Annotated in this window: 21 protein-coding genes; 6 read left to right on the top strand and 15 right to left on the bottom strand. The window is 68.4% G+C overall.

Annotated elements, in window-relative coordinates; all coding sequences use genetic code 11:
* Nucleotides 1-40: 40 nt before the first annotated feature.
* The 15 genes from OZ671_RS02660 to phnF form a co-directional block, all read right to left on the bottom strand.
* Complete coding sequence (locus OZ671_RS02660; protein WP_038304273.1) at nucleotides 41-796, bottom strand: ABC transporter ATP-binding protein; 756 nt, start codon at nucleotides 794-796, stop codon at nucleotides 41-43.
* Nucleotides 789-1556, bottom strand: a complete 768-nt coding sequence (locus OZ671_RS02655) for an ABC transporter ATP-binding protein (protein WP_268859277.1) — start codon at nucleotides 1554-1556, stop codon at nucleotides 789-791. Before OZ671_RS02655 ends, OZ671_RS02660 begins: the two co-directional genes overlap by 8 nt.
* Nucleotides 1557-1802: 246 nt before the next feature.
* Complete coding sequence (locus OZ671_RS02650; RefSeq protein WP_268859276.1) at nucleotides 1803-2723, bottom strand: sugar phosphate isomerase/epimerase family protein; 921 nt, start codon at nucleotides 2721-2723, stop codon at nucleotides 1803-1805.
* A 49-nt stretch (nucleotides 2724-2772) separates the two neighbouring features.
* Nucleotides 2773-3645, bottom strand: a complete 873-nt coding sequence (locus OZ671_RS02645; protein ID WP_442957050.1) for an ABC transporter permease — start codon at nucleotides 3643-3645, stop codon at nucleotides 2773-2775.
* Nucleotides 3646-3692: 47 nt separating this feature from the next.
* Complete coding sequence (locus OZ671_RS02640; protein WP_268859275.1) at nucleotides 3693-4631, bottom strand: ABC transporter permease; 939 nt, start codon at nucleotides 4629-4631, stop codon at nucleotides 3693-3695.
* 1 nt (nucleotide 4632) lies between these two features.
* Nucleotides 4633-5625: an ABC transporter ATP-binding protein gene (locus OZ671_RS02635; protein WP_268859274.1), complete on the bottom strand. Its 993-nt coding sequence runs from the start codon at nucleotides 5623-5625 to the stop codon at nucleotides 4633-4635.
* On the bottom strand, nucleotides 5622-6632 hold the full coding sequence (locus OZ671_RS02630) for an ABC transporter ATP-binding protein (protein WP_268859273.1): 1011 nt from the start codon (nucleotides 6630-6632) through the stop codon (nucleotides 5622-5624). Before OZ671_RS02630 ends, OZ671_RS02635 begins: the two co-directional genes overlap by 4 nt.
* Nucleotides 6633-6636: 4 nt before the next feature.
* On the bottom strand, nucleotides 6637-8196 hold the full coding sequence (locus tag OZ671_RS02625) for an ABC transporter substrate-binding protein (protein WP_268859272.1): 1560 nt from the start codon (nucleotides 8194-8196) through the stop codon (nucleotides 6637-6639).
* A 113-nt stretch (nucleotides 8197-8309) separates the two neighbouring features.
* Nucleotides 8310-9938 (bottom strand): ABC transporter substrate-binding protein, encoded by a 1629-nt coding sequence (locus OZ671_RS02620; protein WP_268859271.1) that lies wholly within the window; start codon nucleotides 9936-9938, stop codon nucleotides 8310-8312.
* Between the two features lie 143 nt (nucleotides 9939-10081).
* The gene (locus OZ671_RS02615) at nucleotides 10082-10951 is read right to left on the bottom strand and encodes a metallophosphoesterase family protein (protein ID WP_268859270.1); all 870 of its coding nucleotides are present in this window, start codon (nucleotides 10949-10951) and stop codon (nucleotides 10082-10084) included.
* 49 nt (nucleotides 10952-11000) lie between these two features.
* Complete coding sequence (locus OZ671_RS02610; RefSeq protein WP_268859269.1) at nucleotides 11001-12293, bottom strand: ABC transporter substrate-binding protein; 1293 nt, start codon at nucleotides 12291-12293, stop codon at nucleotides 11001-11003.
* 38 nt (nucleotides 12294-12331) lie between these two features.
* The gene (locus OZ671_RS02605; protein ID WP_268859268.1) at nucleotides 12332-13177 is read right to left on the bottom strand and encodes a carbohydrate ABC transporter permease; all 846 of its coding nucleotides are present in this window, start codon (nucleotides 13175-13177) and stop codon (nucleotides 12332-12334) included.
* 11 nt (nucleotides 13178-13188) lie between these two features.
* Nucleotides 13189-14136: a carbohydrate ABC transporter permease gene (locus OZ671_RS02600; RefSeq protein WP_268859267.1), complete on the bottom strand. Its 948-nt coding sequence runs from the start codon at nucleotides 14134-14136 to the stop codon at nucleotides 13189-13191.
* Nucleotides 14129-15316, bottom strand: coding sequence for an ABC transporter ATP-binding protein (locus OZ671_RS02595; RefSeq protein ID WP_268859266.1), 1188 nt, complete (start codon nucleotides 15314-15316; stop codon nucleotides 14129-14131). The genes OZ671_RS02600 and OZ671_RS02595 overlap by 8 nt, the downstream gene beginning before the upstream one ends.
* 114 nt (nucleotides 15317-15430) lie before the next feature.
* Nucleotides 15431-16180, bottom strand: a complete 750-nt coding sequence (gene phnF, locus OZ671_RS02590) for a phosphonate metabolism transcriptional regulator PhnF (protein ID WP_268859265.1) — start codon at nucleotides 16178-16180, stop codon at nucleotides 15431-15433.
* Nucleotides 16181-16532: 352 nt separating this feature from the next.
* Here phnF and OZ671_RS02585 point away from each other — a divergent pair, with 352 nt between their 5' ends.
* From OZ671_RS02585 to OZ671_RS02560, 6 genes are all read left to right on the top strand, one after another.
* Nucleotides 16533-18326 carry a peptide ABC transporter substrate-binding protein gene (locus OZ671_RS02585; protein WP_268859264.1) on the top strand — a complete coding sequence of 598 codons (1794 nt, stop codon included), beginning with the start codon at nucleotides 16533-16535 and terminating at the stop codon, nucleotides 18324-18326.
* Between the two features lie 46 nt (nucleotides 18327-18372).
* The gene (locus OZ671_RS02580) at nucleotides 18373-19332 is read left to right on the top strand and encodes an ABC transporter permease (protein WP_268859263.1); all 960 of its coding nucleotides are present in this window, start codon (nucleotides 18373-18375) and stop codon (nucleotides 19330-19332) included.
* Complete coding sequence (locus tag OZ671_RS02575) at nucleotides 19298-20239, top strand: ABC transporter permease (RefSeq protein ID WP_268859262.1); 942 nt, start codon at nucleotides 19298-19300, stop codon at nucleotides 20237-20239. The genes OZ671_RS02580 and OZ671_RS02575 overlap by 35 nt, the downstream gene beginning before the upstream one ends.
* A gap of 8 nt (nucleotides 20240-20247) precedes the next feature.
* On the top strand, nucleotides 20248-21252 hold the full coding sequence (locus OZ671_RS02570) for an ABC transporter ATP-binding protein (protein ID WP_268859261.1): 1005 nt from the start codon (nucleotides 20248-20250) through the stop codon (nucleotides 21250-21252).
* A gap of 16 nt (nucleotides 21253-21268) precedes the next feature.
* Nucleotides 21269-22243: an ABC transporter ATP-binding protein gene (locus tag OZ671_RS02565; protein WP_268859260.1), complete on the top strand. Its 975-nt coding sequence runs from the start codon at nucleotides 21269-21271 to the stop codon at nucleotides 22241-22243.
* Between the two features lie 114 nt (nucleotides 22244-22357).
* Complete coding sequence (locus OZ671_RS02560) at nucleotides 22358-23914, top strand: GMC family oxidoreductase (RefSeq protein ID WP_268859259.1); 1557 nt, start codon at nucleotides 22358-22360, stop codon at nucleotides 23912-23914.

The raw sequence follows: 23914 nt of genomic DNA, 5'->3' as shown, positions 1-23914 counted from the left end.
CGATATCAAAAAAATGTGGCGAACGCCTTGGTTCGCGGCGCTAGACGCCGAGGTAGGCGTGCAGCTTGGCGATGCTGTTGTCCATGTCCGCGTTCGGGATCATATCCACCACGCGGCCTTGCTCCACGACATAATGACGGTCCGCCACCGTCTGGGCGAAACGGAAATTCTGCTCGACCAGCACGATGGTGAAGCCGTCGCGCTTCAGCCGGGCGATGGTGCGGCCGATCTGCTCGACGATGACCGGGGCGAGGCCCTCGGTCGGCTCGTCGAGCAGCAGGAGCTTGGCGCCGGTCCTGAGGATCCGGCCGATGGCGAGCATCTGCTGCTCGCCGCCGGACAGCTTGGTGCCCTGGCTCGTCAGCCGTTCGCGGATGTTCGGGAACAGCTCGTAGATCTGGTCGAGGCTGAGACCGCCCGGCTGCACCACCGGCGGCAGCAGCAGGTTCTCCTCCACCGACAGGGTGGAATAGATGCCGCGCTCCTCGGGCACGTAGCCGAGGCCGAGCTTGGCGATGCGGCGCGAGGGATAGGAGATGGTCTCCTCGCCGCGGAAGCGGATCGAGCCGCGGCGCTTGCTGAGGACGCCGATGATCGACTTCATCGTGGTGGTCTTGCCGGCGCCGTTGCGGCCGAGCAGCGTCACCACCTCGCCCTCGGCGACATGGAAGTCGACCCCGTGCAGCACATGGGATTCGCCATACCAGCCGTGGAGATCCTTGACGGCGAGCATAGGCTCGGCTCCGGCCGCCGGCTGAGGCCGGGCGGCCGTCTTGTCGATGGTCGTGTCAGCCATGGCCAACTCCCCCGATATAGGCTTCGACGACGCGGGGGTCCTTGGAGACGGTCGCGTAGTCGCCTTCGGCCAGCACGCGGCCGCGGGCGAGCACGGTGATCCGGTCGGAGAGCTCGGCGACGACGGACAGATTGTGTTCGACCATCAAGATGGTGCGGTTGGCCGAGACCTTTCGGATCAGGGCGGCGGTGCGGTCGACGTCCTCGTGGCCCATGCCGGCCATCGGTTCGTCGAGCAGCATCATTTCCGGGTCGAGCGCGAGTGTCGTGGCGATCTCCAGCGCGCGCTTGCGGCCATAGGCGAGCTCGCCGGCATGGGTCTGGGCGAATTCGCTGAGGCCGACCGCCTCGACGAGGCGCAGGGCCTCGCCGTCGAGGCTCTGCAGGACGCGTTCGGACACCCAGAAGTCGAAGCTGTCGCCGCGCTTGCGCTGCAGTGCGATGCGCACGTTCTCCAGCACGGTCAGGTGCGGAAACACGGCCGAGATCTGGAACGAGCGGACGAGACCTTGCCGGGCGATGTCGGCGGGCTTGGAGGCGGTGATGTCGCGGCCGTTATAGGTGATCCGCCCCCGCGTCGGGATCAGGAACTTGGTCAGAAGGTTGAAGCAGGTGGTCTTGCCGGCGCCGTTCGGCCCGATCAGCGCGTGGATCGAGCCGCGCCGCACCTTCAGGTCGACCTCGCTGACCGCCGTGAACCCCTTGAAGTCCTTGGTCAGGCCCTCCGTCACCAGGATATTGTCGTCTTTCGCTTCAGCCATGCATTCGGTTCTTCTGGACGCATTCCTCACCCGCCATTGCTGCATGGCGGCACACGCCAGTCAACTCACGGCTGTTTGCAGTCCCCATCTGCCGTTTCGGGGGATTGTTTTCCCTCGATCGCCGGAGCTTTGCGAAATGCAAGGCTGATTTGCACTGCAAAAACGGCGGCGGCCGGCCATGAGGGGCCGGCCGCCGGGGTGGGCGGGGAGACGGGGCAACGAGGGCCGCCCGGTCGCATGTCCGGCCTATTCCGCCGCGACCGCCAGCGGCGCGCCGCCAAGCCGCGCGCAGAAGGCGCGGGCGGCCTCGACGGTGGCGCGGGCTTCCGACCAGTAGCGGTACTGCAGCTCGACATCGCCGACGACGCCGTCCGGGAAGGCGCATTCGGCGGCGATCCGGTCCCAGGGGATCGAGCCCCAGCCCATCGGCAGGTGCAGGTCGCCGGCACCGAAGGCGAGGTCCTCGGTGAGCGAATAGGTCCAGAAATCCTTCGGCCGGCCGAAGCTGTCGTGCAGGTGCAGGTGCTTGGAGAACGGCGTCAGCGCCTTGGCCTCGGTCACGAAATCGGCGCCGACCTGCGCGCAATGCTGGTAGCCGTGGCTGAAATCGAAGGTCGCCTGGATGAACGGGTGGTCGACCAGCCTGAGCTCCGCGGCAAGGCGCGAGGGCAGCGCCGTATGGCGGGCGAAGTCGTAGGTGAAGATGTTCTCGACGCAGATGACGACATCGGCCGCCTCTGCCTCGCCGCCGAGGCTCGCCAGGATCTCGCGCTGGCGGTCGTAGGCATGTTCGACCGAACTTGCCTGCTGCGGCCGGCAGAAGCCCGAATGGATCACGAGGTGCACCGCGCCGAGCGCCTGGGCGATCTCCAGATTGGCCTTCAGCACGTCCCTGTGCAGGCCGATCAGGTGCGAGTCCTCCATCAGGTTGATGCCGAGATGGCCGTGCAGCGTATAGGCGACGCCGTGATTGGTGATCCGTTCCTTCAGGTCCGCGAGCCGGTCCTTGAGGATCCGGCCGCCGACCACGATGTCGAGCTTGTGCAGCGGCAGCTCGACGAAATTGGCGCCGAGATGGCGCGCTTCGTCGATCTGGCTGCCGATGTCGCGGAAGTTCGGGTCCTTCACGTCGATCGACAGGCCGACGCCGAGGGTCTTGTCCGTCATGGCTTGGTGTCCTTGTGCAAGGGGCGGGTTCGGAGGGCGGGAGGGACGGTCATTTCAGCGTCGGGTCGAGCCGGTCGCGCAGCCAGTCGCCGAGGATCGACACCGACAGCGTCGTCAGCACGATGACGACGCAGGGGGCGATCAGGATCCAGGGCGCGGTCTGGATGTATTCGCGGCCGTAGCCGACCATGTTGCCGAGCGAGGTCAGCGGCGGCTGCACGCCGAGCCCGAGGAAGGACAGGCCGGATTCGAGCAGGATCACTTCCGGGAAGGTGAGCGTCATCGAGACGATCAGCGTCGAGGCGATGTTCGGCAGGATGTGCCGGCCGTAGATGCGCCAGGGCGAGGCGCCGAGATCGCGCACGGCGGTGGCGTAGCCGTGCTCGTTGGCGGCGATCGCCAGGCCTCGGGCGATGCGCGCGATGCGCTCCCAGCCGTGGAAGCCCATCAGCAGGGTGAACAGCACCAGCGAATTGCCGAAGAAGGCGAGCACGGCGAGCGCGATGATCATGAATGGCATCGAGGCCTGGGCGTCGATGATCATCAGCACGAGCTGCTCGACCCGGCCGCGGAAATAGGCGGCGAGGAAGCCGAGGCTGACGCCGAGCGTCGCCGAGATGAGCGTCGCCATGAAGGCGAGCGACAGCGACAGCCGGATCGAGACGATGAGGCGTGAGAGCACGTCGCGGCCGAGCTCGTCCGAGCCGAGCAGGTGCCGCCAGGAGCCGCCGGTCATGAAGACCGGCGGATTGAGCCGGCCGCGCAGGTCCAGCGCCTTGAAGTCGTAGGGCTGGATCAGGTCGGCGGCGAGCGCGACGGCCAGCATCAGGACGAGCCAGAACAGCGCGAGCATGACGACGGGCGGGAAGCGCTCGAGGACATGGGCGAGCCGGCCCTTGGGCGTCACCACCGCGCCGTCCATCGGCGGCTCGGCGAGGGTGGCGGCGCTGTCGGAGGTGCGCGCGTCCATCAGTGGCCTCCCTGGCGCGCGGTGCCGGTGCGCAGCCGCGGGTCGACCCAGCCATAGGCGATGTCGACGATGAGATTGGCCGAGACCATGGTGACGCCGACCAGCAGCAGGATGCACTGGACGACGGCGAGGTCGCGGTTGGCGACCGAGGTGATCAGGAGCCGCCCGACGCCGGGCCAGGAGAAGACGCTCTCGACCACCACCGCGCCGGCCACCAGCGAGCCGACCAGGAAGCCGACGATGGTGATGGTCGGGATGGCGGCGTTCGGCAGAGCGTGGTGATTGATCACGTCGCGCCAGGTGACGCCCTTGGCGCTGGCGGTGCGGATATAGGGCTGGCCCAGCACTTCCAGCATGGCCGAGCGGGTGAAGCGGGCGATCACCGCGGCGCCGACCAGGCTCAGCGTCGCGACCGGCAGGATGGCGTGGCGCCAGGTTTCCGAGCCGCCCGAGGGCAGCCAGCCGAGCTTGACCGCGAAGATCAGCGCCAGCATCAGGCCGAGCACGAAGCTCGGCACGGTGAAGCCGATCACCGACAGCGTCATGATGGTGCGGTCGATCCAGCTGTTGCGGTGGAGCGCGGCGTGGATGCCGGCGGGAATGCCGATCGCGAGCTTCAGGAGGAAGGCGGGAATGGTCAGCGCCAGCGTCAGCGGCACGCGTTCGGCGACGATCTCCACCGCCTGTCGGCCGTCGCGCATGGAGCGGCCGAGATTGCCTTCGAAGATGGCCCGGAAATATTCGAGATATTGCACCCAGAGCGGCTGGTCGAGGCCCCAGGACTTGCGGAAGGCTTCGAGCGCCTCCGGAGGCGCGTCGGGTGTCAGGATGGTCAGCGCCGGATCGCCCGACAGCCGGAGGATGACGAAGGCGGCGGTGACGACGAAGACGAGCGTCAGCGCGGCGCGCAGGAGGCGGGTCAGGAGAAAGCGCGTCATGTCAGGCTGCCGCCTTCAGGTCGTCGTGCACGGCATGGCAGGCGACCAGCCGGCCGTCGTCGCCTGGCTTGAGGATGGGCGTCACCTCGCGGCAGGCGCCGGTCGCCAGCGGGCAGCGCGGGTGGAAGGCGCAGCCGCGCGGCACGTCGACCGGGCTCGGCGGGTCGCCGGCGAGGATGATCCGTTCGCGCTGCCGGCGGCGATGGACGCTCGGCACGGCGGCGACGAGCGCGCGCGTATAGGGATGGGCCGGCCGGTGGAACAGCGCATCGGGGGCGCCGCGCTCGACGATCCGGCCGAGATACATCACGGCCACCTCGTGACTGACCTGCCGCACCACCTTCAGGTCGTGCGAGATGAACAGGTAGCCGACGCCGAGCCGCTCCTGCAGGTCCTGGAACAGGTTGACCACCTGGGCGGCGATCGACACGTCGAGCGCGGAGACCGGCTCGTCGCAGACGATCAGCTTCGGCTCCAGGGCCAGGGCCCTGGCGATCACCGCGCGTTGGCGCTGGCCACCCGAGATCTCGTGCGGATAGCGCGTCGCCATGTCCGGCCGGAGGCCGACGGCGGCCATCAGCGCGCCGACCCTGTCCTGCCGTTCCGCCCTGGTCGCGGCGAGGCCGTGAATGATCATCGGCTCCGCGATCTGCTGGGCCAGCGTCAGGCGACGGTCGAGGGCGGCGAGCGGATCCTGGTAGATCATCTGCATCTTGGCCCGCTGCGCGCGCCAGCCTGCATCGTGCCTTGCGGTGACCGGTTCGCCGGCAAAGGAGATCCGGCCGCCGCTTGCCGGAATCATGCCGAGCACCAGCTTGGCGGTGGTCGACTTGCCGCAGCCGGATTCACCGACAATGCCCAGCGTGCGGCCGGCGTCGAGGCCGAACGACACGCCGTCGACGGCCTTCAGCGTCGCGCTGCGGCGCATCAGGCCGCCGCCGAGGCGGACCTCGAAGCTGCGCGAGAGATTTTCGACGTCGAGGAGCCGGGTCATGCCGGAATCAGCGTCCGTTCGCGCGCGGGCGCGGCAGGCGCCGGTTCCGCGATCTCGACCAGGCAGGCGGTGCGGTGGCCGGCCGCGCCGGCGAGCATCGGCACCGCGCCGCGGCAGGCGGCCTCGGCATGGGCGCAACGCGGTGCGAAGGCGCAGCCGCGCGGCAGCCGTCCGGGTGCCGGCACCGTCCCGGGAATCGCGGTGAGCCGGCGCAGCGGCCCGTCGAGATCGGGCAGGGCCGCGAGCAGGCCGCGCGTATAGGGATGGCGCGGCGCGTCGAACAGGGCCTCGACCGGCGCCTCCTCGACGATCCGGCCGGCATACATCACGACCACCCGGTCGCACAGGTCGGCGACGACGCCGAGATCGTGCGAGATCAGCACCAGGGCCATGCCGCTCTCGCGCCGGATCTCGTCGATGAGGTCGAGGATCTGCGCCTGGATCGTCGCATCGAGCGCCGTGGTCGGCTCGTCCGCGATCAAGAGATCGGGTTCGCCCGCCAGCGCCATGGCGATCATCACGCGCTGGTTCATGCCGCCGGAGAGCTCGTGTGGATAGGCGTCGAGCCGGGCGGCGGCCGCCGGGATGCGCACCCTGTCGAGCAGGCGCTTGGCCTCGATGCGCGCGGCGGCGCCGTGCAGGCCGCGGTGCAGCCCGAGGGACTCGGCGATCTGCGCTCCGATCCGGTGCACCGGATTGAGCGAGGAGGCCGGATCCTGGAAGATCATCGCGATGCGCTTGCCGCGGATCCGCGCCAGCGCTGCCTCGGGCAGGGCGAGCAGGTCCTCGCCGCCGATGACGGCGCGGCCGCCGAGCCGGGCGCGCGAGCCGATCAGGCGCAGGGCGGCGAGCCAGGTGATCGACTTGCCGCAGCCGGATTCGCCGACGAGCCCCACCGCTTCGCCGCGGCGGATGGCGAGGTCGACGCCGTGGAGCGCGCGGACATGGCCGGCGCCCTGGTCGAAATCGACCGTCAGGCCTTCCAGGGATACCAGGATCTCGGTCATGGGATCAGGCTCCGAGCGACAGGTTGCCCGGTCCAAAATCCATGCTTTCGACCGGATAGGGCGTCCAGTTCACCGACCGCTTCTTGCCGTAGAACATGACGAGGTCGTGCAGGGTGCAGCCAGGCGGGTCCTCGACCTCGTAGATGTCGAGGAGGCGATTGTAGGCGCGGCGACGCTCGGCGACGTCGAGGCTCGTCTCCAGCACCGTGGCCGCTTCGTTGAAGGCCGTGCTCGTCCATTCGCGCGTCACCGTCTGGACCGAGCCGGCCGGGCCGTAGAGCCGCACCAGCGTGCCGACCGGATCCTGGAACAGGATCGAGTTGGACCAGTCGCGGATGCCGCGCGGCGACGAGGTGTCGTAGATCTGCTGCCAGTTCTCGCGTACCTGCAGGTCGACCGTGATGCCGGCTTCGCGCCACATCTCGACCAGCACCTGGGCCGTCTGGACCTGCTGGGTGTAGTAGCTCGCATGGGTGCGGTAGGGGATCGGCTCGCCCTTGTAGCCGGCCTCGGCGAGAAGCTTGCGGGCCAGCGCGGGATCGAAGGCCGAGCCAGGCCGCGTGGCGTCATGGAGCGCGCCGAAGGCCGGATGCATCTGGGTCGCGCGCGCGACGGTGCGGCCACCATAGAGGCCGTCGACGATCGCCTTGCGGTCGATGGCGAGCGACAGCGCGCGGCGCATGCGCGGATCGGCAAGCTGCGGATGCTGCTTGTCGAACACCAGGGCGCGCAGGTTGAGGATCGGGCCGCCGACGAGATGCCGGCCTGCCATGGTGTCGATATTCGCAGCCTGGTCGAGCGAGACCTCGGTGACGATGTCGGCCTCGCCGGCGGCGAGCGCATTCATGCGCGCGGCGAGTTCCGGCAGGGCGCGGAACTGGATCTCGTCGACCGGCGGCCGGCCGCCGTGATAGTCGCGATGGGCTTCCAGGATGCAGCGCTCGTCGATGCGGAAGTCCTTGACGCGGAACGGCCCGGTGCCGACGGGATTGCGCTCCCAGGCCTCGAAGCTGGGAGCCGCGAGGAAGGCCTTGCGCGAGACGATCTGGGCGCCCCAGCCGGCGAGCCGCTGCTCGATCAGCGGATCGGTGGTGCGGGTGGCGAAACGCACCGTGCGCCGGTCGACGGCCTCGACCCTGGCGACCGTTCCGACGAAGACGCTGGCGACCGCGCGGCCCGGCGCCTTGTCGCCGGTCATGCGCTCCGGTCCGAACGAGAAGACGACGTCCTCGGCGGTCATCACCTCGCCGTCATGGAAGCGCACGCCGTCCTTCAGCGTGAACTCGATGACGGTCGGCGAGATGCGCCGGTGGCTCTCGGCGAGCGCCGGCACCACCGCGAGGCCGTTCTTGTAGTCGATGCCGAGCAGGCTCTCGAAGATGTTGTAGCCGATGCGCCAGGCGACGTTGGAGAATTCGCGCAAGGGCTCCAGCGAGCGCGGCGTGACCTGGATGCCGACCACCAGGCGGCGCGCCCCCTGTGCCTCGGCAGGAAGGCCGGATGCGGCCAGCGTGCCGGCGGCGGCGAGGCCGATCGTGAAGTCGCGGCGGGTCGGTGAGCTCATGGTCGTGCGTCTCGGGCTGGCGTGGCCGAAGAGCCGGGCGCCATGATGCGCCCGGCCTGTGACAGATGTGCGAAGGGCTGAGACGGCAAACAGTGAGCCGGCTCATGAGATGATCAGCGGCGGATGCGGAAATTGCCGGCGCGGAAGTCCATCGACTGCAGGCCCGACCAGGTCCATTCGATGTCGCGGCGCTTGCCGTAGAGCAGCGTCGTCTGGTGCAGGACGGTATAGGCCGGGTCCTCGCGCTCGGCGATCTCGAGCATGCGGGCGAAGGCGGAGCGGCGGATCTCCGGATCGGTCGCCTCTTCGAGCACCTTGCAGAGCCGGTTGAATTCCTCGTTCGCATATTCGCCCGAGGCCTGCTGGAAGCCGCCGGGGCAGTGCTGGTTGACGAGCGATGAGACCGGATCGTTGAACGGCGCCGAGTTCGACCAGTCGCGCATCGCGCGGGTCGGCGTGCGCTCCATGATCTGCGCCCAGTTCTCCTTCATCTCGATCTGGACGTTGAGCCCCACCTGGCGCCACATCTCGACCAGGATCTGCGAGGTCGGCACCTGGTTGTTGTAGTAGTTGTTGAGCACCCGGAACGGGATCGGCTCGCCATTGTAGCCGGCTTCGCGCAGAAGGCGGCGCGCGAGCTCTGGATCGTAGGCCGGCGTGGTCCAGTTGGACAGGAACATCGGGCCGTAGAACTCCCACTGCAGGCCGGCGGGGATCTTCACCCGGCCGTCGAACAGGGTGTCGGCGATCAGCTTGCGGTCGATGGCATGGGTCAGCGCCCGGCGGATGCGCGCATCGGCGAGCCGCGGATGGTTCTTGTCGAACACCAGGAGGCGATGGTTGGTCACCGGTCCGCCGGTCACTTCGTAGCGGTTGTTGGCGGTGATCGTCGCCACCTGGTCCGGCGGGATGTCGGTGATGAAGTCGTACTGTCCGGACAGGAGCCCGTTCACCCGCGCCGCAAGCTCGGGCACGACGACGAAGCGCAGCGTCTTGATCGGCGGGCGGCCGCCCCAGTAGTCGTCATGGGCTTCCAGCACCAGCATGTTGTCGGCGCGGAACTCGACGACCCGATAGGGCCCGGTCCCGACCGGCTTGCGCACCCATGCCGTCCAGTCGGCGGCGGCGGCGAAGGCGGCGCGCGGCAGGATCTCGGCGCCGTTGCGGGCAAGCCGGCCTTCCAGCGTCACGTCGGGGATCCTGTTGATGAAGCGGACGGTGTAGCGGTCGACCGCCTCGACCCGTTCGAGATTGGGGAAGAGGCGGGCGAAATAGCCGGTCACCGCGGGCGGCGGCAGCTTGCCCTGGGTCGCGTTGGCATCGCTGCCCGTGGTGGCGCTCGGCCGCTGCACGCCGGCGCCGGTACGATCGGGCGAATAGGTGAAGACGACGTCGTCGGAGGTCATCTCCGAGCCGTCGTGGAACTTGACACCCTGGCGCAGGGTCACTTCCAGCGTGCGGTCGTCGATCCGCCGCCAGGCGGTGGCAAGACCCGGCTTCGGCTTGAGCTCGGGGGTCTGGCGCTCATTGTCGATCAACGGCTCGAAGATCGAATAGAACACCCGGGCGCCGACATTGGACTGTTCCTGCAGCACGTCGAGCGCGTTGGAATTGGAGATCTGCTGGACTGCGACCGTGATGGTCGGGCGGGTGTCCTGCTGCTGCGCGAAGGCGGCGAGCGGCGCGGCCACGAGGGCAAGCGCCGTCGCGCCGGCACGCAGGGCGTCGGCGAGAAAGCTCATCGGGAAGGCTCCAAAGGCGATTCCGGCACGCATTGCGCACCGGATCAGGAATGGCGGGCATCAAACCGCCGCTGCGTGTCAGGCCCGTCTCGGATCGACGACAGCGCCGTGACAATCCCCAGCGGCGGCTCGCCCGCCGCGGACTATTCGGCGGCCTGTCTCATGCGGCTGCCGAACAGGGTGCTGAAGGCGGGCAGCGGTGTCATCCAGCGTCGGGCGAGGTCGGCGCGCTCGGCCGACCATTCGAAGGGATCGCGGCCGTGCACCCGCCACAGCACGCGGTCGGACAGTTCGAGCAGGGCGAAGGCGCCGGCCGGCTCGCCATGGGTCGTGAAGGTTTCGGTCAGCGACTGCAGCGTGATGTGGGCGATGCCGTCGACCATGGTCAGCGTGTTCCAGTGGACATGGCCGGAGAACCAGATGACCGGCACGCGCGCCTGGCGCAGCACGGCGCGGATCCGGTCGGCGGACGGATAGGTCGCATAGAGCGGATTGTTCTCGAACCAATAGTTACCGACCTGCGCATGGCCGGATACCGGAACATGGCTGACGATGACCAGCGGCCGGTCGGCGGCGCGCACGATGCGCGCGAGCCAGATCAGGTCGGCTTCCACCAGCGCGAAGCCGTCCGGCCGGTGCAGCCTCGCATCGGCCCGCCACAGCACCAGCCGCCAGTCGCCGAGATCGACGGTCTCGTGATGGGCGGTGCGGCCGAGAATCCGGTCGTTGTCCGCGACGTCGAGGTGGTCGCGATCGTGGTTGCCGTCGATGTGGAAGCGCGGACAGGCGATCGGCGCGAAGGCCTCGGCGATCTCCTGTTCGAGGACGAGATCGCTGTCGCGCGCCTCGTCCGAGATGCGGTCGCCGAGATCGAGCACCGCATCGGGTCTCGTTTCGGCGACGAAGCGGCGGAACTCCTCCATCAGGCCGAGCGCGGCGGGCCCCGCCTTGGTGAAGGAGGGCTTGCCGTGGTGGATGTCGGTGACGAGGCAGAGGCGGATGGGACGGGACATGGCACAGCCGGGTTGGGGATAGGAGGGCACGATCCAGTCGGCGGACCGATCAGCCGGTGCGGCGCGGCAGGAGGCCCTGCACGGCATTCGCCATGGAGGTCAGCGCGGCTTCCGGTTCACGCGACTTGTTCACCACCGTCTGCAGGTGGTCGTTGATCACGTCGGTGATGCGCAGGGCGTTCTGGCCGGGGAAGGCGTACCAGCCGGTGATCACGTCCTGCTGGCGGATGGCGACGAGATGGTTCGGATTGTCGCGGTAGAACTTGCCGAGGAGGTCCTCGCGCTCGGCCGGAACGGTGGTCGCCGGCATGTAGCCGGTTGAATTGACCATGGCGGTCGCGCCGATCGGTCCGGTGGCGAACTTGATGAACTTCCAGGCCGCCTCCTGGCGCGCGCGGTCCTTGGCGAACATCATCGCGACATTGCCGCCGGCAGGCAGGCGGGGGGTGGCGGCGGACAGCGGGAAGCGGCCGCAGACGAGCTTGAACCGGCCGCCGATCTCGCGGTTGTAGCGGGCAAGCTGCGCCGTCGACTGCATCGAGATGCCGAGGCGCCCCGAGAAGAAGTCCTGGAAGGCGGTGGCGGCCTGAATGTCCGGCATGCGGCCGCGATCGACCATGTCGCGCAGCACGCCGATCGCCTGCCGGCCCGGCGCCTCGGTGAAGGCGACCTTCGATTCGTCGGCGCTGAGCATGGTGCCGCCGTGGGAGAGCACCAGCGCCTGCCACGACCAGTTGCCGGTGATCGTCCAGTCGAAGAACAGGCCGGTGCGGTTCTGCGCGGGGGCCGCGATGGCGCCGGCCAGCGCGATCAGTTCCGGCCAGGAGCTCGGCAGCTTGTCGGGATCGCCGCCGGCGGCCTTCACCAGCTCGGTATTGTAATAGAGGATCGGCGTCGACAGGGCGAAGCCGATGCCGGTCTGCTTGGCACCCACCTGGCCGAGCGAGAGCAGGGTCGGCGAGAAGCCGAGCGAGGCCGTCTCGGGATCGGCCGCCATGAACGGCTTCAGGTCGACGGGAACGCCGCGTTCCTCCAGCGTGCGCTGCCGGTTCAGCCCGTGGAAGGCGATGTCGGGCAGGTTGTTGGTCACGACGTCGCGCAGATTGCGCTGCAGGATCGCCTCGTAGTCGGTCTCCGGTGCGCGCAGGGTGATCTTGATTGCCGGATGGGCCGCCTGGAAGTCGCGGACGAGGCGCTCCATCAGGTCCTTGAACAGGACCGGCGTCGAATACTGGCAGGTCAGCTCGACCGTCTGGCTCTGCGCCCGGAGATAGCCGGGCAGGGCGAGCGTGCCGGCAAGCGCGGCCGTGGATGTGACGAGGCGGCGGCGGGTGAAGGCCATGGGAGGGGTATCCTGTCGGGGAAAACGGGGTGAGGCACTCACTTGACGGCGGTCATGGTGACGCCGTCGATGAACCAGCGCTGGGCGGCGAGGAAGGCGATGACGAGCGGCGCGGTGATGGCGGTCGCCGCCGCCATCAGGGGGCCGTAGTTCGTGCCGGCCTCGGCATTGTTGAAGAACACGACGCCAAGCGGCGGCGTGGCCAGGTGCTCGGACTGGATGACGATCAGTGGCCAGAAGAACTCGTTCCAGTTCCACACCAGCGAGAGCACGCCGAACGAGATCACCGCCGGCACCGCGGTCGGCATCATGATGCGCCAGACGATGGCGAACTCGCCGAGGCCGTCGAGGCGCGCGGCATTGATCAGGTCGTCGGGCACGGTCAGGAAGAACTGCCGCATCAGGAAGATGCCGAAGACCGAGATGGTCGAGGGCAGGATGATCGCGGCATAGGTGTCGATCAGCCCGAACTTCCAGAACAGGATGTAGAGCGGGATCGCGGTCACCTGGTGCGGAATGAGCAGGCCGAGCAGCACCATCAGGAACACGGTCTCGCGGCCCTGCCAGCGCAGCTTGGCGAGCGCATAGGCGGCCGGCAGCGCGACGATCAGCTGGAAGAAGAAGATCGCGCCGGTGACGATGAAGCCGTTCAGGATGAAGCGGGCGAGCGGCTGGCGGCTGAAGGCAGCCGAATAGTTTTCGACCGCGTGCCAGACCTTCGGCAGCAGCGTGAAGTCGGGCGAGAAGATCTCGCCGGGCGGCTTCAGGCTGACCGAGACCATCAGCACGAAGGGGGCCAGCATCAGCACGGCGCCGAGTCCGAGCACGACGTGCCTGGCCAGCGCGAAGGCGATGCTGTCGGCGGGCTGGGTCTTGGTGCGCATCGGAAGCCCCGTCAGACGTAGTGGGTGTTGCGCTCCTGCAGCTTCACCTGGACGACCGTGATCGCCAGGACGAAGCCGAGGAACACGACGGTGAGCGCCGCCGCATAGGCCGAGCGCAGGAAGGAGAAGCCTTCCTGGTAGATTTGGAACAGGAGCACGCTGGTCGCCTTGTTCGGGCCGCCGTCGGTGAGCACCGAGACGGTGTCGAACACCTGGAAGGCGCGGATCGCGGTGATTGTGACGACGAAGACGCTGGCGGGCCCGAGCATCGGCCAGGTCACGCGCCGGAAGCGCTCGAAGGCGCTGTCGGCGCCGTCGACGGCGGCCGCCTCGTAGAGTTCTCGGGGCACGGCCTTCAGGCCGGCGACGAACAGCACCATGGCAAGGCCCACCGCCTGCCAGATGCCGATGACGCCCAGGGCGAAGATCGCGGTGTCCGGGTTCTTCAGCCAGTCGGTCGTCGGCACGCCGAGGAAGCCGAGCACGCGGTTGACCGCGCCGAGGCTCGGATGGAAGGCGAACTGGAACACCAGCGCCATGGCGAGCAGGGTAGAGGTGACCGGCAGGAAGAAGGCGGCGCGGTAGAAACCGCGCAGCGAGGTGCCGGCCTCGATCAGCAATGCCGCGCCGAGGCCGATGAACACCGACAGGGGCACCACGAAGGCGACATAGACGAGGGTGTTCTTCAGCGTCTTCCAGAACACCGGATCGGCCGCCATCTCCTGGTAGTTGCCGAGGCCGTTCCAGCCGATCGCCGGCATGCCGAAGGTCCAGTCGGTGAACGACAGGGCGAGCGCGGCGGCGGCCGGTCCCAGCAGCATGATCCACATGAGGCCGATGGCCGGGCCCGCGAGGACCCAGGCGGCGAGGCGTTCGGCGCGGGCGCCGGCGCGCGGCTTGGAGCGCGGTCGGCCGGCTTCGGCTGTGAGGGCCGGCAGGGCGAGGCTTGCCTCAGACATGGCTGAGCTCGGCGGGCAGGGCACGCGCGGCCGGCGGCGCGGCCCGGCTGGACTTGAGGCGCTTGCCGTCGGCCCCGAACAGCAGCACGCGCGAGGCATGGACACGGAAGGTGGCCGGGGCGCCGATCGCGAGACCGGCGCCGGTGAGCGGCTCGACGCGCGCGATGACGGGCTTTGCCACATGCGGCACCGCGAGGTGCACCATGGTTTCGGCGCCGAGATATTCGAGATGGCGGATGGTGCCGGCCACCGCGCCGAGATCGGCGCGCGGTTCCGGCATCAGGACGAAGGCTTCCGGGCGCACGGCAACGGTCACCGGGGTGCCGGCGGGCGCCGCGAAGCCGACGGGCCAGGCCCGGCCGGCCACGTCCAGCGTGCCGTCGCCGCGCGCGGCCGCGGCGAAGACGTTGATCTCCGGCGTGCCGATGAAGGTAGCGACCCTGAGATCGGCGGGATCGTCGTAGATCGCCTGGGGCGGTGCGACCTGCAGCAGCTCGCCGCCCATCATCACGGCGACCCGGCTCGACATGGTCATCGCTTCGGCCTGGTCGTGGGTGACATAGACGAAGGTGCTGCCGAGAGCACGGTGCAGCTCGGCAATCTCGGCGCGCGCCTGGACGCGCATCTTGGCGTCGAGATTGGACAGCGGCTCGTCCATCAGGAAGGCCTTGGGCCGGCGCACCATGGCGCGGGCGAGCGCGACGCGCTGGCGCTGGCCGCCGGAAAGCTGCGCCGGCCGCCGGTCCATGAGATGGCTGATGGCAAGGCTTTCGGCGACCTGCCGCACGTCGGCAGCGATCGCGGCGCGCCGGGCGCCGGTGCCGGACACGAGGCGGCCGACGAGCGGCAGGCGCTCGACCGCCGACAGGCGCCGCATGGTCAGCGGCAGGGCGATGTTCTCCGCCACCGTCATATAGGGGTAGAGCGCATAGGACTGGAACACCATGGCGATGTCGCGCGCCTTGGGCGGCAGGTCGTCGACCATGACGCCGCCGATGTGGACGTCGCCCGCATCCTGCGTCTCCAGGCCCGCCAGGATGCGCAGCAGCGTGGTCTTGCCGCAGCCCGAGGGGCCGACCAGCGACAGGAATTCGCCGCTGGCGATCTCGAGCGATACGTCGCGCAGGACCTGGGCGTCCTTGAAGCGCTTCGTGATGCCCTGGATGGAAATGCCGGCCATGCGAGCCCGTCCGTTCTTGCCGCGAGGCTTGATGCCTCACTTGTCTGCAATAGCCAGACAAGTTAACGGGCGTGTGACGGAACCGGCCGTTCGTGGGCGGCCGTGGAGGGCGGGTCAGAGCGTGTCGACGCGCACCACCATGCTGCCGTTCGGAATGACGGCATTGCCGTAGAGGATCGGCCGGTCCCCGGCGTCGCGGTCGACATACATCATGACGAGGACCGGAGCGTCGAGCGGGATCGACAGGGCCTCCGCTTCGCGCGGCCGCGGCATGCGGCAGTCGATCCAGGTCGAGGCGCGGTAGAACCGCTCGACGCCGAATGCGGCGAGCGCCTCGGTATAGCTGCCGGTGCGCGCGACCGCCTGGTCGATGCCGGCGAAGCGGGCGCGGTCGAAGACGTGGTAGCTGTAGATCAGGAGGGCCGGCGTCGAGCCGCGCACCGTCTCGACCAGCAGGACCGGCGCGCCGAGCCCGATGGCGAGCATGTCGGCGACCGCCGCGGAAGCGGGGCGCTCCGAGACGCCGACGAGCCGGCCCGACGGCGTCGCGTTCATCTCGCGCTCGATCTCGCTCCAGCGCGACTCCCGGCTGATGCGGTATTCCGGCGGCCTGTCCTCGACGAACACGCCGCGGCCGCGCCGGGCGCGCGCGAGCCCGGCAATGGCGAGGTTGGCGAGCGCGGTGCGCACCGTGTGGCGGTTGACGCCGAACCGCTCGGCCAGCTCGCTCTCGGACGGCAATTGGTCGCCCGGCCCGATCAGGCCCGATCTGATCTCGGCCTCGAGCTCGCTTTGAATCAGTCGCCAGACCGGGAACCGGTTGTTCGCCATCGCATCTGCGCCCATCTGTGTCGGGCCGCTCATAGCATGGCGTCCGCCGTTCATGATGACGAAGCCGGCGGTCTGCCGAAAATCCAGGCGGGACGGCGCCTCGCGCGTCGTTGCGGCGGCCTGTGCCGCCAAAGCCGGCAGGGCGGGCAAGCGTTTTTTCCATCCGCCAAATACCGGATCACACTTTGCGATGGGCGCGCTAACCTCGCCCCCCGGCGGAAGTGGCCCGGGCCTTGCTTGCTGCGTTGCAGCATGGCGGGTGGGCGCACTTCCTCCGCGGCCGTCCGGATGGCGCGGCCGGGAGCCGTGATCAGAGGACCGTGCCGGCAGAGATCAAGCTGCGCCAAGCAGCACACTTGCCAGAGGCAGGAAGAGGGGCATTTCGATGAAGGAACGGGAACTGCGTGGCCTGATCGACCAGGTCAAGGATGGGGCCTTGTCGCGGCGCGGTTTCGTCCAGCGCATGGTGTCGCTGGGCCTGACCGCGCCGATGGCGACCATGATGCTGGCCCACCACGGCGTCGCCATGGCCCAGACGGCGAGCAGCGCCTATGCGCCGACCAAGGCAGGCGGCGGCGGGCCGCTCCGGCTCCTGTTCTGGCAGGCGCCGACCCTGCTCAACCCGCATTTCGCCGTCGGCACCAAGGACCAGGAAGGCTCGCGCCTGTTCTACGAGCCGCTGGCCGGCTGGGACCCGGAAGGCAACATGGTGGCGATCCTCGCCGCCGAGGTGCCGAGCCGCGAGAATGGCGGGCTCGCCGCCGACGGCATGTCGGTCACCTGGAAGCTGAAGCAGGGCGTCAAATGGCATGACGGCAAGCCGTTCACCGCCGACGACGTCGTCTTCACCTGGAAATATGCCTCGACACCGGAGACCGCGGCGGTCACCTCGGGCAGCTATGTCGACATCGTCACCGAGAAGGTCGACGACCACACGGTGGTGGTGAAGTTCAAGAAGCCGACGCCGTTCTGGGGCGATGCCTTCGTCGCCGCTCTCGGCATGATCATTCCGAAGCACCTGTTCGAGGACTATATCGGGTCGAAGTCGCGCGATGCGCCGACCAACCTGAAGCCGGTCGGCACCGGCCCCTATCGCTTCGTCGAGTTCAAGCCGGGCGACATCGTCCGCGGCGAGCGCAATCCCGACTACCACATGCCGAACCGGCCCTATTTCGACACGGTCGAGCTGAAGGGCGGCGGCGATGCCGTCTCGGCGGCGCGCGCGGTGCTGCAGACCGGCGAGTTCGACTATGCCTGGAACACCCAGGTCGAGGACGAAGTCCTGCTGCGCATGGAGAACGGCGGCAAGGGCAAGACCACCATCACCGAGGGTGGCGACATCGAGTTCATCCAGCTGCAGACCTGCGATCCCTGGACCGAGGTCGACGGCGAGCGGGCGAGCCTGAAGGTGCCGCACCCGATCTTCACCGACAAGGCGGTGCGCCAGGCGATCGGCATGCTGATCGACCGCACCTCGATCCAGAAGTTCATCTATGGCCGGACCGGCATCGCCACGCCGAACTTCCTGACCAATCCGAAGCAGTTCCGCTCGGCCAAGACGACCTGGGACTTCAACATCGAGAAGGCCGCCGCCCTGCTGGAAGGCGCCGGCTGGCGGAAGGGCTCGGACGGCATCCGCGCCAAGGACGGCAAGCGGCTGAAATTCGTCTTCCAGACCTCGATCAACGCGCCGCGCCAGAAGACCCAGGCGATCATCAAGCAGGCCTGCCAGCGTGCCGGCATCGATCTCGAGCTGAAATCCGTTGTCGGCTCGGTGTTCTTCTCCTCCGACGTCGCCAACCCCGACACCTACACCAAGTTCTATTGCGACATTCAGATGTTCACCACGACCATGACGCAGCCGGATGCCGGCCGCTTCATGAACCAGTACTGCTCGTGGGAGGCGGCGACCAAGGAGAACAAGTGGCAGGGCCGCAACATCGTGCGCTGGCGCAACGCGGACTATGACAAGCTCTACCGACAGGGCGAGGCCGAGCTCGACCCGGTCAAGCGGGCCGCCCTGTTCATCGCGATGAACGATCTCGTCATTGCCGACGGCCATGTCATGGGCGTCGTCAACCGGCCGAAAGCCGCAGCCGTCATCAACAAGCTCAAGACCAATGTGAGCGGCTGGGACAATTCGCTCTGGCTGATCGGGGAATGGTTCCGCGAGGCATGACCATGGCGTGCCTCCGCGCGGAGCGTTCCGACTGGCGAGGCGGCTGATGGGCAATTACCTCCTCCGGCGCCTCCTCATTGCGATACCGAGCCTGCTCGGTATCAGCCTCGTGCTCTTCACCGTCCTGGCGCTCGCGCCGGGCGACCCTTTCGGTGAACTCGCGACCAATCCCAACGTGCCTCCCGAAGTCCGGGAGGCGCTGCGCGTCAAGTTCGGCCTCGACGACCCGATCATGGTGCGCTACCTGCGCTGGCTGCTCGCCATGGCGCAGGGCGACTGGGGCTTTTCCTTCGCCAGCCGCATCAATGTCGACACGCTGATCCTGCAGCGCCTGCCGACGACGCTCTTCGTGGTCGGCACGTCGCAGATCCTCGCCCTGATGATCGCCCTGCCGATCGGCGTGATCGCGGCGACGCGGCCCTATTCGATCTTCGACCAGATCGCCAACACCTTCGCCTTCATCGGCTTCTCGCTGCCGACCTTCTTCACCGGACTGCTGTTCATCCTGGTGTTCAGCGTGAGGCTCGACTGGCTGCCCTTCGTCTATCGCTCGGACATCGCGGCGACCGGCTGGCAATGGTACTGGGAACATATCCGCCAGGCGATCATGCCGATCGCCGTGCTGGGCCTGTTCCAGGCGGCCTCCTATACCCGCTACATCCGCTCCGCCGTGCTCGACGTCATCCGGCTCGACTACGTCACGACGGCGCGCGCCAAGGGGCTCGACGAGCGCATCGTCGTCGTCAAGCACGTGGTGCGCAACGCCATGATCCCGGTGGTGACGCTGGTGGCGCTGCAGATGCCCGCCATCTTCGGCGGCGCCATCGTCACCGAGCAGATCTTCCGCGTGCCCGGCATCGGCTCGCTGCTGATCGATGCGATCCTCGCCAACGACACGCCAGTCATCATGGCAGTGACCTTCGTCTTCTCCTGTCTCGTGGTCTTCTTCAACCTGGTGGCCGATATCCTCTATGGCTGGCTCGACCCACGCATCTCCTTCCGCTGACGTCGGCATCGGCGCCGTCTCGGCGCCCCGCCACGTCTCGCCGGCGCTCGACGCCTGGCGCCGCTTCCGGCGCCACAAGCTGGCCGTCGTCAGCGCCGTCATCCTGTTCGTGATGATCCTGGCGATCGCCGTCGGTCCGTGGATCTGGACGGTCCCGATCAACGAGATCGATTTCACCGCGCGCCTCGCCGGGCCCTCGGCCGAGCATCCCTTCGGCACCGACGATCTCGGCCAGGACCTGCTCGCCCGCATGCTCTATGGCGGCCGCATCTCGCTCGCCGTCGGGCTCGCCGCCATGATGGTGGCGATCGTCGTCGGCACCATCATCGGCGCGATCGCCGGCATTTCGCGCGGCAGCGTCGACGCCGCCCTGATGTGGGTCACCGACCTGTTCCTGTCGCTGCCGCAATTGCCGCTGCTGCTCCTCGTCATCTACCTCTTCCGCGATGCGCTGAAGGACGCGTTCGGCGTCGAGGGCGGCATCTTCATCCTGATCGTCGTGGTCATCGGCGGCCTGCGCTGGATGCCGGTGGCCCGGCTGGTGCGCGCCCAGTTCCTGTCGCTGCGCGAGAAGGAGTTCGTGGAGGCGGCGCGCGCCCTCGGCGCCTCGAAATGGCGCCAGGTGGTCAGGCACATCCTGCCCAATGCGCTCGGGCCGGTGATCGTGGCCGGCACGATCGACGTCGCGGCGGCGATCATCGCCGAATCGACGCTGTCCTTCCTGGGGCTCGGCTTTCCGCCCGACATTCCCACCTGGGGCCGCATCCTGTTCGACGCCAAGGACTATCTCGATCACGCGCCACACTGGGCGCTGTTCCCGGGCGCCGCGATCTTCCTCACCGTGCTGGCGATCAATTTCATCGGCGACGGTCTGCGCGACACGCTCGACCCCCGCAAGGTGATGTGATGGCGGACATGAATCCAGGCGCCGGCGCGGCCGCGCCGCTGCTCGACATCAGGGGCCTGAAGACCCACTTCGCCACCGAGGACGGCATGGTGCGGGCGGTGGATGGCGTCGACATCGCCATCCGGCGCGGCGAGACCGTCGGCATTGTCGGCGAATCCGGCTGCGGCAAGACGGTCACCGCCATGTCGGTGCTCAAGCTCATCGCCATGCCGCCGGGACGCATCGTCGAGGGCGAGATCCTCTGGCAGGGGCGCAACCTCGTGCCGCTCTCCTCGGCCGAGATGAACCGGGTGCGGTCGAAGGAGATCGCCATCGTCTTCCAGGAGCCGATGACCTCGCTCAACCCGGTCTACACGGTCGGCGAGCAGATCGCCGAGGTGCTGCGGCTGCACGAGAAGCTGAACCGCCGCGAGGCGATCGACCGCAGCATCGAAATGTTGCGCCTCGTCCAGATCCCCAATCCGGAAAAGCGCGTCCACAACTATCCGCACCAGTTCTCCGGCGGCATGCGCCAGCGCGTGATGATCGCCATGGCCCTGTCGTGCCGGCCGCAGCTCCTGATCGCCGACGAGCCGACGACCGCGCTCGACGTCACCATCCAGGCGCAGATCCTCGAACTGCTCGCCGACATGAAGGAGCGGTTCGGCATGGCGATCATGCTGATCACCCATGCCATGGGCGTGGTCGCCGAGACCTGCGAGCGCGTGGTGGTGATGTATGCCGGGCGGGTGGTCGAGGAAGCCTCCGTCGACGACCTCTTCGGCAATCCGCGTCATCCCTATACGCAGGGCCTGATCCGGTCGATCCCGCGCATCGACACGGCGGCGGTCAACAAGCCGCGGCTCGAGGCGATCGGCGGAACGGTGCCGAACCTCCTGCGGCCGCCGCCGGGCTGCCGCTTCGCCGCCCGCTGCCGGTTCGCGGTGGACAGATGCAGCGAGGCCATGCCCGAACTGCGCGAGATCGAGCCGGGCCACAAGGTGGCGTGCATCCGCGCCGAAGACATTGCCTGAGATCGGATAGCTTGAGATGACCGAGCCTCTCCTCAAGGTGAACAACCTCGTCAAGAACTACGCGATCACCGGCGGTCTGCTGGCCCGTGAGGTCGGCCGCGTCCACGCCGTCGACGGCGTCAGCTTCGAGATCAAGGCCGGCGAGACGCTGGGTCTCGTCGGCGAATCCGGCTGTGGCAAGTCGACCACCGGGCGCTGCATCCTCAGGCTGATCGAGCCGACGGCCGGCGAGGTTTGGTTCGAGGGCAAGAACGTCACGGCGCTCGGCCATGACGCGCTGACCGCGCTCCGGCGCGACATGCAGATCATCTTCCAGGACCCCTATGCCTCGCTCAATCCGCGCATGACGGTGGGCGCGATCATCGCCGAGGCGCTGATCATCCACGGCCTTGCCAAGTCGAAGGCCGATCTCGACGGCCGCGTGGTCGAGCTCCTGGAGACGGTCGGGCTGCGCGCCGAGCATATGAGCCGCTATCCGCATGAATTCTCCGGCGGCCAGCGCCAGCGCATCGGCATTGCCCGGGCCCTCGCCGTCGAGCCCAAGCTCATCGTCTGCGACGAGCCGGTCTCCGCCCTCGACGTGTCGGTGCAGGCGCAGGTCATCAACCTCCTGGAGGATCTCCAGGAGAAGTTCAGCCTGACCTATCTGTTCATCGCCCACGACCTCAGCGTCGTCGAGCATATCTCCACCCGCGTGGCGGTGATGTATCTCGGCCGGGTGGTGGAGATCGCCCGCGCCCGCGATCTCTATACGACGCCGCTGCATCCCTACACGGAAGCGCTGCTTTCGGCCGTGCCGATCCCCGACCCGAAGGTCAAGCGCAAGCGCATCATGCTGCAGGGCGACGTCCCGAACCCGATCAACCCGCCCAGCGGCTGCCATTTCCACACCCGCTGCCCGATCCGCGAACTGCCGCGCTGCAGCGCATCCGCGCCGCCCTTGCGCGAGACGGCCGACGGTCACTGGGTCGCCTGCCACCTGCGCGGCTGACGCCGCCCGCGGCGGGCGCATGGCACTGCCGCGCGGCCGGCCCTGGCCGATGCCGTCATGCCGTGGCCATTCTCGCCGCACGCCTTTTCAGACGAACCTCGGGACAGTCCCTCCATGCATGACGTGATCATTGTCGGCGGCGGCTCGGCGGGAGCCGTGCTCGCGGCGCGCCTTTCCGAGGATCCGGCCCGCCGCGTTCTCCTGCTCGAGGCCGGCCGTGACTGGCGGGCCGCGGAGGCACCCTGGGAGATCACCACGCCGAACCCGATCCCGATCATCCACCGGCGTGTGTTCCAGGAAAAATGGCAGTGGCCCGACCTGAACACGCGCCGCATCGTCGGCCAGGAGCAGCGCTTCTACTGGCGCGGCAAGGGGCTCGGCGGCTCGTCGATGATGAACGGCCAGATCGCCATCCGCGGCGTCGCCGAGGCCTTCGACGAATGGGCGGCGCTCGGCTGCGCCGGCTGGTCGGCGCGCGAGATCATGCCGTTCTTCGCGACCATCGAGGACGATCCCGTCCGCGGCGACGAGCCGGGCCATGGCCGCGGCGGACCGCTGCCGATCTATCGCGCGCCGCAGGAGACCTGGGGGCCGATCGACCGGGGCCTCAGGGATGCTGCGCTCTCCGTCGGCTACGACTGGTGCGACGACGTCAACGGCCCCGACGGCGAAGGCGTCGCCTGCTATCCGATCAACAGCCGCGATCTTCGCCGCGTCTCGACCAACGAGGCCTATATCGAGCCGGCGCGCGGTCGTCCCAATCTCGAGATTCGCGGCGATGCCCTGGTCGACCGGGTGCTGTTGTCGAACGGCCGGGCGACCGGCGTCAGGGTGCATCTGGCCGGGCAGGGCTGGACCGAGGTCGCCGCGCGCGAGGTGGTGCTCTGCGCCGGCGCCATCCACAGCCCGGCCATCCTGATGCGCTCCGGGCTGGGTCCGGCAGCCGAGCTCAAGGCGCTCGGCATCGCAGTCGAGCGCGACATGCCGGTCGGCCGGCACTTCTTCGACCATCCCCTGTTCCGTGCCACCGTCGAGCTCGACGAATGGCACCGGCCGACCGATCCCGACGCGCGCCACACCAATTGCTGCGTCACCTACAGTTCCGGCCTTGCCGGCGGCGGCAAGCGCGACATGATCCTGATCGCCTTCAACCATCGCGGCATCGAGGATCCGGCGCGCTCCGGGGCGATCGGCGCCGGCCTGTTCAACGCCTTTTCGCGCGGTACGGTGCAGCTCGCTTCAACGGATCCCGCGATCGATCCGGTCGTCGAGGAGAACATGCTCGACGACCCGCGCGACATGTTGCGCATGGTCGATGCGGTGAGGCGGCTGGCCATTCTTGTCGAGGAGCCGGAACTCGCCGGCATTGCCCGCTCGATCCGGCTCGGCGACACCGACCTGACCATGCCGCAGGCCGCGGCGCTGCCCGAGGCCGAGCTCGAAGCCGTGCTGCGCCGCGAGACCGGCGACATCCAGCACGCGGCCGGCTCGTGCCGCATGACGGCTGCGGGCGACGACAGCGGGGTCGTCGATCCCGACGGGCGGGTCAAGGGCATCGGCGCGCTGAGGGTTGCCGATGCCTCCATCATGCCCGCCGACTGCCGGGCCAACACGCACCTGACCACCGTCGTCATCGGCGAAGTCCTGGCCGCGCGTATGCGCGCGGCCTAA

The organism is Phreatobacter sp. AB_2022a, from assembly GCF_026847585.1.
GTDB lineage: Bacteria > Pseudomonadota > Alphaproteobacteria > Rhizobiales > Phreatobacteraceae > Phreatobacter.
Note: the sequence above shows the minus strand (reverse complement) of the source record. Positions and strands in the feature narration are given on the sequence as shown.

Excerpts from the sequence above, each read along its gene's own strand:
- OZ671_RS02575 (WP_268859262.1), top strand. The coding sequence starts at position 19,298 with ATGGCTGGCTCGACCCACGCATCTCCTTCCGCTGACGTCGGCATCGGC.
- OZ671_RS02620 (WP_268859271.1), bottom strand. The coding sequence starts at position 9,938 with ATGAGCTTTCTCGCCGACGCCCTGCGTGCCGGCGCGACGGCGCTTGCC.
- OZ671_RS02605 (WP_268859268.1), bottom strand. The coding sequence starts at position 13,177 with ATGCGCACCAAGACCCAGCCCGCCGACAGCATCGCCTTCGCGCTGGCC.
- OZ671_RS02660 (WP_038304273.1), bottom strand. The coding sequence starts at position 796 with ATGGCTGACACGACCATCGACAAGACGGCCGCCCGGCCTCAGCCGGCG.
- OZ671_RS02625 (WP_268859272.1), bottom strand. The coding sequence starts at position 8,196 with ATGAGCTCACCGACCCGCCGCGACTTCACGATCGGCCTCGCCGCCGCC.
- OZ671_RS02570 (WP_268859261.1), top strand. The coding sequence starts at position 20,248 with ATGAATCCAGGCGCCGGCGCGGCCGCGCCGCTGCTCGACATCAGGGGC.
- OZ671_RS02585 (WP_268859264.1), top strand. The coding sequence starts at position 16,533 with ATGAAGGAACGGGAACTGCGTGGCCTGATCGACCAGGTCAAGGATGGG.
- phnF (WP_268859265.1), bottom strand. The coding sequence starts at position 16,180 with ATGAGCGGCCCGACACAGATGGGCGCAGATGCGATGGCGAACAACCGG.
- OZ671_RS02630 (WP_268859273.1), bottom strand. The coding sequence starts at position 6,632 with ATGACCGAGATCCTGGTATCCCTGGAAGGCCTGACGGTCGATTTCGAC.
- OZ671_RS02645 (WP_442957050.1), bottom strand. The coding sequence starts at position 3,645 with ATGGACGGCGCGGTGGTGACGCCCAAGGGCCGGCTCGCCCATGTCCTC.
- OZ671_RS02565 (WP_268859260.1), top strand. The coding sequence starts at position 21,269 with ATGACCGAGCCTCTCCTCAAGGTGAACAACCTCGTCAAGAACTACGCG.
- OZ671_RS02650 (WP_268859276.1), bottom strand. The coding sequence starts at position 2,723 with ATGACGGACAAGACCCTCGGCGTCGGCCTGTCGATCGACGTGAAGGAC.
- OZ671_RS02615 (WP_268859270.1), bottom strand. The coding sequence starts at position 10,951 with ATGTCCCGTCCCATCCGCCTCTGCCTCGTCACCGACATCCACCACGGC.
- OZ671_RS02560 (WP_268859259.1), top strand. The coding sequence starts at position 22,358 with ATGCATGACGTGATCATTGTCGGCGGCGGCTCGGCGGGAGCCGTGCTC.
- OZ671_RS02655 (WP_268859277.1), bottom strand. The coding sequence starts at position 1,556 with ATGGCTGAAGCGAAAGACGACAATATCCTGGTGACGGAGGGCCTGACC.
- OZ671_RS02635 (WP_268859274.1), bottom strand. The coding sequence starts at position 5,625 with ATGACCCGGCTCCTCGACGTCGAAAATCTCTCGCGCAGCTTCGAGGTC.
- OZ671_RS02600 (WP_268859267.1), bottom strand. The coding sequence starts at position 14,136 with ATGTCTGAGGCAAGCCTCGCCCTGCCGGCCCTCACAGCCGAAGCCGGC.
- OZ671_RS02580 (WP_268859263.1), top strand. The coding sequence starts at position 18,373 with ATGGGCAATTACCTCCTCCGGCGCCTCCTCATTGCGATACCGAGCCTG.
- OZ671_RS02595 (WP_268859266.1), bottom strand. The coding sequence starts at position 15,316 with ATGGCCGGCATTTCCATCCAGGGCATCACGAAGCGCTTCAAGGACGCC.
- OZ671_RS02610 (WP_268859269.1), bottom strand. The coding sequence starts at position 12,293 with ATGGCCTTCACCCGCCGCCGCCTCGTCACATCCACGGCCGCGCTTGCC.
- OZ671_RS02640 (WP_268859275.1), bottom strand. The coding sequence starts at position 4,631 with ATGACGCGCTTTCTCCTGACCCGCCTCCTGCGCGCCGCGCTGACGCTC.